The 12,704-nt window shown below is 61.1% G+C and carries 13 protein-coding genes; 3 read left to right on the forward strand and 10 right to left on the reverse strand.

What is annotated here, in order from left to right; genetic code table 11:
- Positions 1–79: 79 nt before the first annotated feature.
- The gene (locus FBY02_RS14435) at positions 80–1,639 is read right to left on the reverse strand and encodes an AmpG family muropeptide MFS transporter (RefSeq protein WP_144928624.1); all 1,560 of its coding nucleotides are present in this window, start codon (positions 1,637–1,639) and stop codon (positions 80–82) included.
- Positions 1,640–1,683: 44 nt separating this feature from the next.
- The gene (locus FBY02_RS14440; RefSeq protein WP_178111944.1) at positions 1,684–2,061 is read right to left on the reverse strand and encodes an MGMT family protein; all 378 of its coding nucleotides are present in this window, start codon (positions 2,059–2,061) and stop codon (positions 1,684–1,686) included.
- A 138-nt stretch (positions 2,062–2,199) separates the two neighbouring features.
- Here FBY02_RS14440 and FBY02_RS14445 point away from each other — a divergent pair, with 138 nt between their 5' ends.
- The gene (locus tag FBY02_RS14445; RefSeq protein WP_144928628.1) at positions 2,200–3,207 is read left to right on the forward strand and encodes a DUF481 domain-containing protein; all 1,008 of its coding nucleotides are present in this window, start codon (positions 2,200–2,202) and stop codon (positions 3,205–3,207) included.
- 191 nt (positions 3,208–3,398) lie between these two features.
- Here the strand turns inward: FBY02_RS14445 and FBY02_RS14450 are convergent, their stop codons facing one another.
- Entirely contained in the window at positions 3,399–3,608 is a 210-nt protein-coding gene (locus tag FBY02_RS14450; protein WP_024780123.1) for a cold-shock protein, read from the reverse strand.
- Between the two features lie 341 nt (positions 3,609–3,949).
- Between FBY02_RS14450 and dcd the strand changes: the two genes are divergently transcribed.
- Positions 3,950–4,516 (forward strand): dCTP deaminase, encoded by a 567-nt coding sequence (gene dcd, locus FBY02_RS14455; protein ID WP_017126297.1) that lies wholly within the window; start codon positions 3,950–3,952, stop codon positions 4,514–4,516.
- 101 nt (positions 4,517–4,617) lie between these two features.
- Positions 4,618–4,833 carry a hypothetical protein gene (locus tag FBY02_RS14460; RefSeq protein ID WP_144928630.1) on the forward strand — a complete coding sequence of 72 codons (216 nt, stop codon included), beginning with the start codon at positions 4,618–4,620 and terminating at the stop codon, positions 4,831–4,833.
- 25 nt (positions 4,834–4,858) lie between these two features.
- Here the strand turns inward: FBY02_RS14460 and pdeM are convergent, their stop codons facing one another.
- From pdeM to FBY02_RS14495, 7 genes are all read right to left on the reverse strand, one after another.
- Positions 4,859–5,515: a ligase-associated DNA damage response endonuclease PdeM gene (pdeM, locus tag FBY02_RS14465; RefSeq protein WP_144928633.1), complete on the reverse strand. Its 657-nt coding sequence runs from the start codon at positions 5,513–5,515 to the stop codon at positions 4,859–4,861.
- The gene (locus FBY02_RS14470; RefSeq protein ID WP_144928635.1) at positions 5,515–8,001 is read right to left on the reverse strand and encodes a ligase-associated DNA damage response DEXH box helicase; all 2,487 of its coding nucleotides are present in this window, start codon (positions 7,999–8,001) and stop codon (positions 5,515–5,517) included. Before FBY02_RS14470 ends, pdeM begins: the two co-directional genes overlap by 1 nt.
- Before the next feature lie 260 nt (positions 8,002–8,261).
- Complete coding sequence (locus FBY02_RS14475; RefSeq protein WP_144928637.1) at positions 8,262–9,026, reverse strand: ABC transporter ATP-binding protein; 765 nt, start codon at positions 9,024–9,026, stop codon at positions 8,262–8,264.
- A gap of 13 nt (positions 9,027–9,039) precedes the next feature.
- Positions 9,040–10,158 carry a succinylglutamate desuccinylase/aspartoacylase family protein gene (locus tag FBY02_RS14480; protein ID WP_144928639.1) on the reverse strand — a complete coding sequence of 373 codons (1,119 nt, stop codon included), beginning with the start codon at positions 10,156–10,158 and terminating at the stop codon, positions 9,040–9,042.
- 18 nt (positions 10,159–10,176) lie between these two features.
- On the reverse strand, positions 10,177–10,887 hold the full coding sequence (locus FBY02_RS14485; protein ID WP_047701927.1) for an ABC transporter permease: 711 nt from the start codon (positions 10,885–10,887) through the stop codon (positions 10,177–10,179).
- A complete protein-coding gene (locus FBY02_RS14490; RefSeq protein ID WP_047701926.1) occupies positions 10,884–11,612 on the reverse strand; it encodes an ABC transporter permease in 729 nt (242 codons plus the stop codon). Before FBY02_RS14490 ends, FBY02_RS14485 begins: the two co-directional genes overlap by 4 nt.
- Before the next feature lie 57 nt (positions 11,613–11,669).
- The gene (locus FBY02_RS14495; RefSeq protein WP_047701925.1) at positions 11,670–12,452 is read right to left on the reverse strand and encodes a transporter substrate-binding domain-containing protein; all 783 of its coding nucleotides are present in this window, start codon (positions 12,450–12,452) and stop codon (positions 11,670–11,672) included.
- Positions 12,453–12,704 lie beyond the last annotated feature (252 nt).

Here is a 12,704-nt window from a genome sequence, read left to right on the forward strand (position 1 = left end):
GGCGAGATGCCCTGGCGTACAGGCGCGTGGCCGGTCGCCAGGTGCGAATGCCGGTTTCGCCGGCGCTTGCTGACCTTTCCTACGACTCTTCCGCCGGTCGGGTGGAGGTCGGTTCCGGGGCGGAGGGTAAGCCCTGGCGACGGTTTTCCTGGAACCAGTGCAGGGCGATCAGCAACAGGGTCGGGACGCCTAGCAGGGCGGTGATCAGGAAAAAATTGTGGTAGCCGAACTTCTCCACCATCACCCCGGAGTAGCCACCGATCAAGCGTGGCAGCAACAGCATGATCGAGCTGAGCAGGGCGTATTGGGTGGCGGAGAACTTCAGGTTGGTCAGGCTCGACAGGTACGCCACGAACGCCGAGGTGGCAAGGCCGGAGCTGAAGTTGTCCAGGGAGATGGTGAGCACCAGCATTTTCAGGTTGGGGCCCATGTCGGCGAGCATCAGGAACAGGATGTTGGTGGCGGCCGAGGCCACGCCACCGATGAACAGGATCGGCAGGATGCCGAAACGCACGATCAACAGGCCGCCCATGCCGGCGCCGACGAGGGTCATGATCAGCCCGAAAATCTTGCTGACACTGGCGATCTGGTCCTTGGTGAAGCCCTGGTCGATGTAGAACACGTTGGCCATGACGCCCATGACTGTGTCGGACATCCGATACGTGGCGATCAGCCCCAGCAGCAACAAGGCCTGCCAGCGGTAGCGCAGGATGAAGTCGTTGATCGGCGTGAGCACCGGCGCCAGGCCGCGACGGCCCATGGCCGACAGGCACATGGCCGTCAGGAGGATATAGAGAATGGCTCGCAGGAAGGCACGGTCTTCGAGCAGCAGGTCGAGCAGGCTGACCCCCTCGAACAGCACGCTGGCGAAGTCGGTGTTGTAGAGCTGGGTGAACATCGCCGGGACCGACACCAGCAGCACGATCAGCACGAACACCGACGCCAATTGATGAACGAACGTGTAGCGCCCGGCCTGTAGCTGTGTGCGCAATGGTACCGGTGGTTCGCGCATGAACAGCGAGGTGAGCAATGCCGGGACCATCAGCACGCCGAACAACAGATACGTACCGGCCCAGGCCGAGTGCTTGTAGCTGAAACCGGTGGAGCCGAAACCTTCGGCGAAGAACAGCGCGCCAGCGGTCGCCAACAGCGCAGCGACTCGGTAGCCGGACATATAGCTGGCAGCGAGGGCGGCCTGGCGGGTGTCATCGACGATTTCCAGGCGATAGGCATCGACCGCGATGTCCTGGGTGGCCGAAGCGAACGCCACGAGCACGGCAATGGCGATCAACCATGAGAGGTGTTTCTGCGGGTCACAGAAGCCCATGCCTACCAGGCCAAGGATCACCAGGCCCTGGGAAAGCACCAGCCATGACCGGCGACGCCCGAGTTTGCCCAGTACCGGCAGGCGCCATTGGTCGAGCAGCGGCGACCAGACCCATTTAAAGGCATAGGCCAGGCCGATCAGGCTCGCGTAGCCGATGGTTTCACGGGCCACGCCGGCTTCGCGCAACCAGACCGAAAGCGTGGAAAACACCAGCATGTAGGGCAAGCCTGCAGCGAAGCCAAGCAGCAACAGCACGAGCGTCGAAGGACTGGCATAGGCGGCGAGGGCGGCGCGCCAGGTTTTACGGGGCATGGGCTGGAGTCTGCCTCAAAAATTGCGAAAACAAAGCGCGCACTCTAACCGCTGTCCTCTACCGGGCGCCAGCCATGGCACCGAATATCAACACGATTGTTCAGGATACTGATCCCTTCCATGCGCAGTCGTGCGCGCTGTTCATCCCCAGAGGCGCTGCCCGCCGGCAGGCTGATCCGACCACCGGCGCCCAATACCCGATGCCAGGGCAGGCTGGTATCGTCGGGCAGTTGGCTGAGGGTACGGCCCACCCAGCGCGCCGCCCGACCCAGGCCGGCCATCTCGGCGAGCTGGCCATAGGTGACGACCTTGCCGGGCGGCACTTGCGCAAGGGTCAGGTAGAGCGTGGTGCGGCGTACCTGCGCGGGGTCTTCGGGGCCCACTGGGCTATCGGTCACGGGTAGGGTTCCTAGGAAAAGTATATGCCGTTCGTAGGTTTATTCTGGCAGAGCTGATTGAGAAATGAACTCATCCGCCATCCTTGGGTCAGTCCTTGCTGAGGTGTCGTCCTGGGGGATAATGCCGCCTTTTCACCGCAAACCCGAGCTCTTTATACGCTTATGTTGTCCAGAACCCTGCTCTGCCTGGCTGTTGCCAGCGCCTCCACGCCCTTGCTCGCCGATACTGTCTGGCTGAAGAACGGAGACAAACTAAGCGGCAAGATTACCGTTTTCGATGGCGGCAAGTTGTTGATCCAGACCGACTATGCCGGCGCTGTTCCCATTGACTGGAAACAGGTCAAGACCCTTGAAAGTGACCAGCAGTTGCTGGTCAAGCAGGACGCCTACACCGGCGAGAAAGCCAAGGCCCTGCACGCCGCCGAGGAGGGCAAGGTGACCCTGGCCAACGGTGACGCGCCCAAGACCGTCGAGCTGGCCAGTATCCAGCAGATCCTCAAGCCCAAGCCGGTGGTCGAGGATCTGGTGTGGAAAGGCAATGTCGACGCCGCATTGGATTACCAACGAGCGGAAAAAGATGTCGACGATTACGACATCGACTTCAAGACATCCGCGCGCCACGGCCGATGGCGGCACACCGCCGAGGGCGAATACAACCGCGAATTCCAGGATGACGTGGTCTCGGCCGACAACTGGAAACTGGAATATTCCCTTGACCGCTTCCTGACGGACAAATGGTTCTGGCAGGGGCGCCTGAACTACAAGCGGGACAAGGTCGAAGACCTGGCCCGTCAGCGGGTGGTGGGTACCGGTCCGGGCTACCAGTTCTGGGATGACGAATTGGGCGCGTTCTCGCTGGGTTCGCTGTTGAACCGCACCGATTACGAGTATCAGGACGGGGGCAAGGACAACTTCTATTCCGTCGCCATGAAGTGGGACTACAACCGCTACCTCGTCGGCAAGCGTGTCGAGTTCTTCACCAATGGCGAAGTGGGCAAGCCGCTGTCCGGCGTTGCGGAGTATGCCTACGACGCGGAGATGGGCTTGCGCTACAAGGTCACCGATTGGGCGTCGCTCAACCTCAAAGCCGAGAAAGACGTGATTGAAGGTTCCGAGGACAGTGACCTGAGCAAGACGCGCTACACGGCCGGGTTCGGCGTGACCTGGTAAGCCCCGGGCGAGAAGATTCTTTGTGGGAGCGGGCTTGCTCGCGAAGGCGGAATGTCAGTCGATGTGATGTAGCTGACCTGACGCCTTCGCGAGCAAGCCCGCTCCCACAGGTTTTTTGTGTGCTGGCAGAAACTGGCGGGCACAAAAAAGCCCCGCTTTTGAGGGCGGGGCTTTTGCTAAAGCAGGAACAGTTAGATAACTGTTACTTCTTCAGCTTGCATGCCTTTCTGACCGCGGGTAGCGACGAAAGAAACCTGTTGGCCTTCTTTCAGGCTTTTGAAGCCGTCGGATTGGATAGCTTTGAAGTGTACGAACAGATCGTCACCGGATTGTGGGGTGATGAAGCCGAAGCCTTTTTCATCGTTGAACCACTTGACGGTACCGGTTTGGCGATTAGACATGGTGTAACTCCTTGGACAAAGATAACTGCGACTCAGGAAGAACCCTGGCCGAGACTGAGTGCAAAGAGCAGGAAAAATTCTTGTAGATGGTTGGATCGAAATTCAACATATCGTGTAGAGATTCTCAGTGACACAAGCAGCACAGTGACGCCACCTTAACCCTTTTTCCGAAACGTGCCAATGGTCTTTGCGAAGGTTTCTCGATTTTGGTGACTGACGGCGTCCAGGCCCGGGAAAACACGGCGGATCGGCGAGAATTGCTTCCCACGCTTTGAACCCTGCCCCTGGCCCCGGTAAGATGCCGGACAGTTTTCTCCACCCTCGCTATTCAGGACACCGCCATGAGCATCAAATCGGACAAGTGGATTCGCCGCATGGCGCAAGAGCACGGCATGATCGAGCCCTTCGTAGAGCGCCAGATGCGCGGTGAAGGCGCCGACCGACTGATTTCCTTCGGCGTCTCCAGCTACGGCTACGACGTGCGCTGCGCCGACGAATTCAAGGTGTTCACCAACATCAATTCGGCCACCGTCGACCCGAAGAATTTCGATGAGAAGAGCTTCGTCGACATCAAGAGCGACGTGTGCATCATCCCGCCGAATTCCTTCGCCCTGGCCCGCACCGTCGAGTACTTCCGCATCCCGCGCAACGTGCTGACCATCTGCCTGGGCAAGAGCACTTATGCCCGCTGCGGCATCATCGTCAACGTCACGCCGCTGGAACCGGAGTGGGAAGGCCACGTGACCCTGGAGTTCTCGAACACCACGACCCTGCCGGCGAAAATCTACGCCAACGAAGGTGTGGCACAGATGCTGTTCCTCGAATCCGATGAAGAGTGCGAAGTGTCCTACAAGGATCGGGGCGGCAAGTATCAGGGCCAGCGTGGTGTGACACTTCCACGCACCTGATTCTGACGAACAGTGGGAATTCCTGAGCGGGCAGACACTCTATTGTGTGTACTGCCCGTTTTTTTGCGCCAGCGCAACGGGCTTCGCTCAGGAGTTGCTCTATGAAGATCGATCCGCGAATCAGTGCCGAACTGGCAAGGCTTGAGCCCAATCAGATCGGCGTCCTGGCTTGGTCCTTGCTGGCCCACCCTGTCGAAGCGGCGGGGGGCATTCCCGGCCAGCCCGATCCCGATACCCCCAACGAAGAGCCGGCTGACCCTGACGAGACCGGCATACCCACGCGGCCGGACGAGCCGCCTCCTGTGCCTACTGCCTGATCGAATGCTGGCCCATCCGTCTCTTTCAATTGATGGGCCATATTTCGTCATCGCCAATGACAAAAATCCGGCAATTATTGTCCTGCTCGACCCGATAGCCGCCCGTGAAGGCGCCGAAGGCGGGTAGCAGGCTGATCTCGCTGCCCAGCCGGAAGCACGCCAGGCGCAGGCGTTGCCGGCCCTTGCCGCTGAGGTGATACACCGGGTGTACGTGGCCGGCCAGCACGTGGCGACTCGGGTGTGGGTCGGGTTCGTGTTGTACGGCGAAAGGGCCGAGCAGCAAGGGCTCTGGTACGACGCGAATGTTCAGCGAGGGCGGCGGGTCACCGGCGCGTTTGTCATGGTTGCCGCGAATCAGCGTCATGGCCAGGTGCGGATGCCTGTCACGCCATTCGGAAAGGGCCTTCAAGGTGCCTGGCGCATGGGAGCCAGGGCCGTGGAGAAAATCCCCTAGAAAGATCAGCTGTCGACACGGCAGGCTCGCGAGTAATCCATCCAATACCTCGATGTTGCTGGCGGTGGTGCCGTGGGGCACCGGTTGGCCGAGGCTGCGATAGGCGGCAGCCTTGCCGAAATGCGCATCGGCCACCATCAGGGTTTCCTGGGCCGGCCAATACAAGGCTTTTTCCGGTAGCAGCCAGAGTTCCTCACCGGCCAGATTGACTGGATAAGGCGCGGGCATCAGGCATCACCCCGATCGGCGGTTTTTTCCAGCTCGCTGACCATTCGCCGGATGCGATCGGCCAGTTTCTCCGAACTCAGGCTTTCCCTGAACCGCTCCACCAGCAACGGGAAGCCTAGCGGGGTGGGGCGCTTGATGATGTGCAAATCCAGTTGCAAGGTGTTGAGGCGTTCCAAGGTCTGCTCCAGGCGACGGATATCCAATTCTTCACGCAAGACTTCTTCCCCGGCCTGGGCCAGCAACAGGTTGTCGGCGTCGTATTGCTTGAATACTTGAAAGAACAACCCGCTGGAGGCCTGGACCTGTCGAGTGCTTTTCGGTGCGCCGGGGTAGCCGGCGAATACCAGGCCGGCGATCCGGGCGATTTCGCGAAAGCGGCGAAGGGCCAACTCGCCGGCGTTCAGGCTGGCGAGCACGTCGACTAGCAGATTGTCGGTGCTCAAGAGCTTGGGGGTCAGGTAGTGCGACCAATCCAGTGCCGTGGCGCTGAGCAGCTCCAGGCCGTAGTCGTTGACCGCAATGGAAAAGGTCACCGACTCTTGCTGGCTGACGCGCCAAGCCAGCAGGCTCGCCAGTCCCAGATGCACCTGGCGTCCAGCAAACGGGTAGAGGAACAAGTGCCAGCCTTCCCGGGACTTCAGGGCTTCAGCCAGCAATGACGTTTGCGTGGGCAGGCCGGACCAGCGCTGCTGGGTCAGCAACAAGGGCTGTACGGCTTGCATCTCCGGCCCTTCGAAACGTCCCGTGGCGGCCTTGCTCAGGCGCGCCACGACGGCGGCAGCCAGCTCGTTGGAAAGCGGCATCCGTCCACCGTTCCAGCGCGGAACGGCGGCTTTTTTCGCTTGGCTGCGGCGCACGTAGGCAGTCATGTTTTCGACCCGGACCAGTTCCAGCAAGCGTCCGGCAAACAGGAAGCCGTCCCCCGGTCGCAGGCGCGCAATGAAGCCTTCCTCCACGCTGCCCAGGGTCTTGCCGCCACCGCCCTTGCTCCAGAATTTCAACTGCAGGCTGGCATCGCTGACGATGGTGCCGATGCTCATGCGGTGACGCCGGGCCAGGCGTGCATCAGGGACTCGCCAGATGCCGTGCTCGTCCGGCTCGACCCGACGGTAATCGGGGTAGGCGGTCAATGACAGGCCACCATGGCGCACGAAGGCCAGGGCCCAAGCCCATTGCGCTTCGTTCAGGTCACGGTAGGCCCAAGCGCCACGCACCTCCCGGTACAGTTCATCGGGTACGAAACCGCCGCCCAGCGCCATGCTGACCAGATGTTGCACCAGCACATCCAAGGGCTTGTGAGGCGACTCGCGAGGTTCGATGCGCCGCTGGGCCACGGCATCCTGGGCGGCGGCGGCCTCGATCAACTCCAGGCTGTGGGTCGGCACCAGGGTGATCCGCGAGGTTCGTCCCGGCGCGTGACCGGAACGCCCGGCGCGTTGCATCAGTCGCGCCACGCCCTTGGCCGAGCCGATCTGCAACACCCGCTCGACGGGCAGGAAATCCACGCCCAGGTCCAGGCTGGATGTGCACACCACCGCTTTGAGTTGACCGTCCTTGAGCGCACGTTCGACCCAGTCCCGGGTATCGCGGGACAGCGAGCTGTGATGCAGTGCGATCAGTCCGGCCCAGTCCGGGCGTGCCTCAAGAAGCGCCTGGTACCAGATTTCGGATTGCGCCCGGGTGTTGGTAAACACCAGGCAACTGCTGCTGTCGTCGATTTGCGCGATGACCTGAGGCAGCATTTTCAAGCCGATGTGCCCGGCCCACGGAAAACGTTCGAGGGCGGGGGGCAGCAGCGTATCGACCCGCAACGTCTTGTCGTTGGCGCCTTGGATGCTGACCCCGTTGCCCTGGGGGATCAACACCTGCTCGGCATGGGCCTGGTTACCCAAGGTGGCGGACACGCCCCAGACGACGAGCTCGGGGTGCCAATGCCGCAGGCGCGCCAACGCCAGTTGCAACTGCACGCCTCGCTTGTTGCCCAGCAGTTCATGCCATTCGTCCACTACCACCATGCGCAGCGTTGCCGTCGCCGTTTGCGCGTCAGCACGGGCGAGCATCAGGGTCAGGCTTTCGGGGGTCGTGATCAGCGCCGTGGGCAGGCGCCGGCCCTGCCGGGCCCGTTCGCTGGCGCTGGTATCGCCGGTGCGCAGGCCGACGCTCCAGGGTATCTGCAGTTCCGCCAGTGGCGCTTCGAGGGCTTTGCCCGTATCGGCGGCCAGTGCACGCATCGGCGTGATCCACAGGATGGTCAGCGGTTCGGCGACAGGTTTGCGTTTGCGTGGCTTATCCGGGGGCGGGGTGGCACGGGCGAAACGGTTGAGGGCGGCAAACCATACCGCGTAGGTTTTACCGGCTCCGGTGTTGGCGTGCAATAACCCCGACTCCCCGCGCTTGACCGCGGCCCACACTTGTTTCTGAAAGGCGAACGGTTTCCAGCCGCGGGCGCGGAACCACTGGTTTGCGAAGTTGTTGGATGTCGCCATGCCTGCCGCGTGCGCCCTGGGAGTGTTCTCTCAGTGACCACGGCGGCAGGGGAAAGGTTTGAAGGCTTGTGCAGATTATTGCGGCGGGAGAGGCATCTGTGGCGAGGGGATTTATCCCCGCTGGGCTGCGAGGCAGCCCCTGATAGCTTGAAGACAAACTGCCTGACCCACCGAGGTGCCAGATTGAGGGGCCGCTTTGCGGCCCAGCGGGGATAAATCCCCTCGCCACAACTTCTTCACCCTGTCCTGATAAAACAGTTTTATTTCAAGTTGCCACTGAGAAACTGCTTCAGCCGCTCGCTCTTGGGATTGCCCAGCACGCCTTCCGGTGCGCCTTCTTCCTCCACCAGGCCTTGGTGCAGGAACAGCACCTGGTTCGACACTTTACGGGCGAAGCTCATTTCGTGGGTCACCATGATCATGGTCCGGCCTTCTTCGGCCAGCCCCTGGATGACCTTCAACACTTCCCCCACCAGTTCCGGGTCCAGGGCCGAGGTCGGTTCGTCGAACAGCATCACTTCCGGTTCCATCGCCAGGGCTCGGGCGATAGCCACGCGTTGCTGCTGGCCGCCGGACAGGAACGCCGGGTACTGCTCGGCCACGCGCGCGGGCAGGCCGACCTTGTCGAGGTAGCGACGGGCCCGCTCGTCGGCTTCCTGCTTGCTGATGCCCAACACCCGGCGAGGTGCCATGGTGATGTTCTCCAGCACGGTCATGTGGCTCCACAGGTTGAAGTGCTGGAACACCATGGCCAGGCGTGTGCGGATGCGTTGCAGTTCATCGGCATCGGCCACGTGCATGCCGTGGCGGTCCTTGATCATCTGGACCGTCTGGCCGTCCAGGCTCATGGCGCCGTCGTTGGGTTGTTCCAGGAAGTTGATACAGCGCAGGAAGGTACTCTTGCCCGAGCCGCTGGCGCCGATCAGGCTGATGACGTCGCCGGTCTTGGCCTTGAGCGAAACGCCCTTGAGCACCTCATGTTCGCCGTAGCTTTTATGCAGGCCTTCGATGGTCAGTTTGTACATGGAACAGGCATCCTCAAGGCGAAAGTAGGTAGCCGCTGCGGTAGGCTTCGGCACCGGCGACATGGGCGATGACCATGCCGGCGGAGGCCATGCGACGCAGCGAGCGGGCATACATCAGCCCGGCATTGCAGCAATGAATTGGGGTGACGGTGTCGTTGACCGGGTCGATGATTTCCGCCACCAACTGACCGGCTTCCAGATACTCGCCAGGCAGGGCGCTGTAGACCAGCAGCCCGCCCACGGGCGTCGCCACGGGCTCGACGCCGGCCAGCGGCGTGGCTGGATAAGGCAGCTCGGGCAGGGGCACCGGTTCGCCATCGATGGCGCCGTAATGGATCAGGTATTCGATCAGGGCCTGGCAATCGAGGCTCGCCAACCCATGGTTGACGTCGCCCTGGCCACGCAATTCGACGGTGACCGAAAAGCTGCCCAGGGGAATCTCGAAGCGTTCGCCGAAACGTTCCTTGAGTTGCCACCAGAGCAGGGTGAAGCATTCATCGAACGACTGGCCGCCCGAGTCGGTGGCCAGCAGGCTGGCCTCGGCGCCGATGTAGCGGGCCAGCGGCTCGACCTGGGGCCAGGCTTCCGGCGTGGTGTAGAGGTGCGCCACGGCTTCGAAATCGCAATGCAGGTCCAGCACCATGTCGGCGTCACAGGCCAGTCGCTGCAGGACCAGGCGCTGGGATTGCAGTTGCGTGGTCGCGGTCTGCCGGGCAAGGGCATCGCGCAGGCTGGTGCGGATGAGCATCAGGTTGTGTTGTGGATCCTGGGTGAGCAGCTCTTCGATCTCGTTGCCGACTTCCTCGCTCAGGTCGATGAAGCGACGGTTGAAGTTCTGCCCACTCTCCAGTTCGTAGCGACCCAGCGGCACGTCCATTAGCACTTGTTCGAGGCCGATGGGGTTGGCCACAGGCACCAGGACGATTTCGTGTCGCAGATGGCCGGACGCCTCGAGTTCCGCCAGGCGTTGCTTGAGATGCCAGGCCACCAGCATACCGGGCAGTTCATCGGCATGCAGGGACGACTGGATGTAGATCTTGCCGACGGCTTTTTCCGGGCCGAAGTGAAAGCTGTGGATCTTGCGTGCGGTCCCCGGCAATGGGGCCAGCAGGTCATGGATCTGGTGGCGCATTTGCTTGTGTGTCCTGGACTAATGAGTCGGCCCGAGAAAGGCCAGCCAGCGGCGCTCGGCGAGGCGGAAGAGGCCTACCAGTGCGAACGTGACGGTCAGGTAGATCAACGCGGCGATCCCGAACGACTGGAAGGTCAGGAAGGTGGCCGAGTTGGCATCCCGGGCCACTTTCAGCACGTCTGGAACGGTAGCGGTGAATGCCACGGTCGTCGAGTGCAGCATCAGGATCACTTCGTTGCTGTAGTAAGGCAGCGAGCGCCGCAGCGCCGAGGGCATGATCACATAGGCATAGAGTTTCCAGCCGGTCAGGCCATAGGCCTTGGCCGCTTCGACTTCGCCGTGGTTCATGCTGCGGATCGCCCCGGCAAAGATCTCCGTGGTGTAGGCGCAGGTGTTCAGGGCGAAGGCCAGGATCGTGCAGTTCATCGCATCGCGAAAGAAGCTGTCGAGCAAGGGCTGTGCGCGCACCGCCGCGATGCTGTAGATACCGGTATAGCAGATCAGCAACTGGATATAGAGCGGTGTGCCACGGAACAGGTACGTATAGAACTGCACCGGCCAGCGCACGGCGCGCTTGGGCGAAACCCGGGCGATGGACAGCGGGATCGAGACGAGGAAGCCGATCAGCAACGAAGCGCTGAGCAACCACAGGGTCATCGCCAGGCCCGTGACGTTGACGCCGTCGCTGTAGAGGAACGGCCGCCAGTACTCTTGTAGAAGTTCGATCATCGCACCGCCTCCCGTGCTCCGGCGGCGTAGCGGCGTTCAAGCCTGCGCAGAATGAAATTGGACGCGCTGGTAATCAGCAAGTAGATCAGCGCCGCCAGCACCAGGAAGTAGAACAGCTGATAGGTGCTCTTGCCCGCATCCTGGGCCGCCTTGACCAGGTCGGCCAGGCCGATGATCGATACCAGCGCGGTGGCCTTGAGCATCACCATCCAGTTGTTGCCGATCCCCGGCAGGGCAAAGCGCATCATCTGCGGAAACACCACGAAGCGGAAACGCTGGCCACGCTTGAGGCCATATGCGGTGGCGGCTTCGACCTGGCCCCTGGGTACCGCGAGGATCGCGCCGCGAAAGGTCTCGGTGAAGTATGCGCCATAGATGAAGCCCAGGGTGATCACCCCGGCGCCGAATGGGTCGATCTCGATGTATTCCCATTCCATGAAGTCGGTAAAAGAGGTCAGCCAGGTTTGCAGGCTGTAGAAAATCAACAGCATCAGCACCAGGTCTGGTACGCCGCGAATCAGCGTGGTGTAGAGCTGGGCCGGGATCCGCAGCAGTTTGACCGGGGACAGCTTGGCGCTGGCGCCCAGCAGGCCGAGCAAGACGCTCAATAATAGCGACAAGGCCGCCAGTTTTATGGTCATCCAGGTGCCTTGCATCAGCAGCGGGCCAAAGCCCTGCAGGCTGAAGGCGGAGAGCCCCAGATTTTGTAGGAGTTGTTCGAACATGAAAGAGGCCTTTGGCAGTCAAAAAGCGCCCATCCGTGAGCGGATGGGCGCCGCGCATTATTTGCCGCTGTACAGATTCAGATCGCCAAAGTGTTTTTTCTGGATTTCGGCGTACGTGCCGTCGTCGTGTAACGCTTTGATACCTTTATCCAAAAGAGCCTTCAGCTCTTTGTTACCTTTGTTGATACCGATGGCGGTCTTGGCCGGCAGCAGTTCGCTGTCCACCGGTTTGCTGACCTCATAGTCGGCACCTTTCGGCGTTTTCATGAAGCCCAGTTCGGCTTGCAGCATGTCCTGGATTGCCGCATCGAGGCGGCCGGAGGTCAGGTCGGCATAGACCTGGTCCTGGTTGGCGTAGGCCTGGGTCTTGACACCGGCCTTGTCGAGCACGGCCTTGGCATAGGCTTCCTGGATGGTGCCTTGTTCATAGCCGACGGTCTTGCCTTTGAGCGAGGCGACGTCTGCGCTCAGGCCCGAGCCTTTCTTGAATACATAAGCCGTTGGGCCCGAGAACAGTTCGCTGGAGAAGTCGATGACTTTTTCCCGCGCTGGAGTCACGGTCATGGACGAGATCACGCCGTCGAATTTCTTGGCCTTGAGGCCTGGGATCATGCCGTCGAAGTCGCTTTCGACCCATTTGCATTTGACCTTCAATTCGGCGCAGATCGCATTGCCCAGGTCGATATCGAAACCTACCAGGCTGCCATCGGCGGCCTTGGATTCAAATGGAGCATAGGACGGGTCGACACCAAAACGCAGTTCCTTGTATTCCTTGGCCGTAGCGGCGCCGGCGGCCATGCACAATGCCAGTGCAGAAAGGGTCAGCAGTGCTTTTTTCATTATCGAGTCCCTAAAACCATGATGGGCGCTTGTGGCGCATAAGTTTTGTTACCGGTGAAGGCAAGAACGGTAAGACGGCATAAAGGTAGCAATTTCCGAACCAGAGTGCCGAACAAGTGTTTTAAAAGCTTCGGCGAGCAGTGGTGGAACGCGTTGGTGCGCGGATGAGATCGTACAACAAAAGGTGCACCGGGATGGTGCTTCATGGGACTGGCAAGAAGTATGTTCTGTGGCGAGGGGATTTATCCCCTC

The organism is Pseudomonas sp. SJZ078, from assembly GCF_007828255.1.
Taxonomy (GTDB): domain Bacteria; phylum Pseudomonadota; class Gammaproteobacteria; order Pseudomonadales; family Pseudomonadaceae; genus Aquipseudomonas.

Excerpts from the sequence above, each read along its gene's own strand:
- pdeM (WP_144928633.1), bottom strand. The coding sequence starts at position 5,515 with ATGCCCGCGCCTTATCCAGTCAATCTGGCCGGTGAGGAACTCTGGCTG.
- FBY02_RS14460 (WP_144928630.1), top strand. The coding sequence starts at position 4,618 with ATGAAGATCGATCCGCGAATCAGTGCCGAACTGGCAAGGCTTGAGCCC.
- dcd (WP_017126297.1), top strand. The coding sequence starts at position 3,950 with ATGAGCATCAAATCGGACAAGTGGATTCGCCGCATGGCGCAAGAGCAC.
- FBY02_RS14490 (WP_047701926.1), bottom strand. The coding sequence starts at position 11,612 with ATGTTCGAACAACTCCTACAAAATCTGGGGCTCTCCGCCTTCAGCCTG.
- FBY02_RS14495 (WP_047701925.1), bottom strand. The coding sequence starts at position 12,452 with ATGAAAAAAGCACTGCTGACCCTTTCTGCACTGGCATTGTGCATGGCC.
- FBY02_RS14450 (WP_024780123.1), bottom strand. The coding sequence starts at position 3,608 with ATGTCTAATCGCCAAACCGGTACCGTCAAGTGGTTCAACGATGAAAAA.
- FBY02_RS14475 (WP_144928637.1), bottom strand. The coding sequence starts at position 9,026 with ATGTACAAACTGACCATCGAAGGCCTGCATAAAAGCTACGGCGAACAT.
- FBY02_RS14435 (WP_144928624.1), bottom strand. The coding sequence starts at position 1,639 with ATGCCCCGTAAAACCTGGCGCGCCGCCCTCGCCGCCTATGCCAGTCCT.
- FBY02_RS14485 (WP_047701927.1), bottom strand. The coding sequence starts at position 10,887 with ATGATCGAACTTCTACAAGAGTACTGGCGGCCGTTCCTCTACAGCGAC.
- FBY02_RS14470 (WP_144928635.1), bottom strand. The coding sequence starts at position 8,001 with ATGGCGACATCCAACAACTTCGCAAACCAGTGGTTCCGCGCCCGCGGC.
- FBY02_RS14480 (WP_144928639.1), bottom strand. The coding sequence starts at position 10,158 with ATGCGCCACCAGATCCATGACCTGCTGGCCCCATTGCCGGGGACCGCA.
- FBY02_RS14445 (WP_144928628.1), top strand. The coding sequence starts at position 2,200 with ATGTTGTCCAGAACCCTGCTCTGCCTGGCTGTTGCCAGCGCCTCCACG.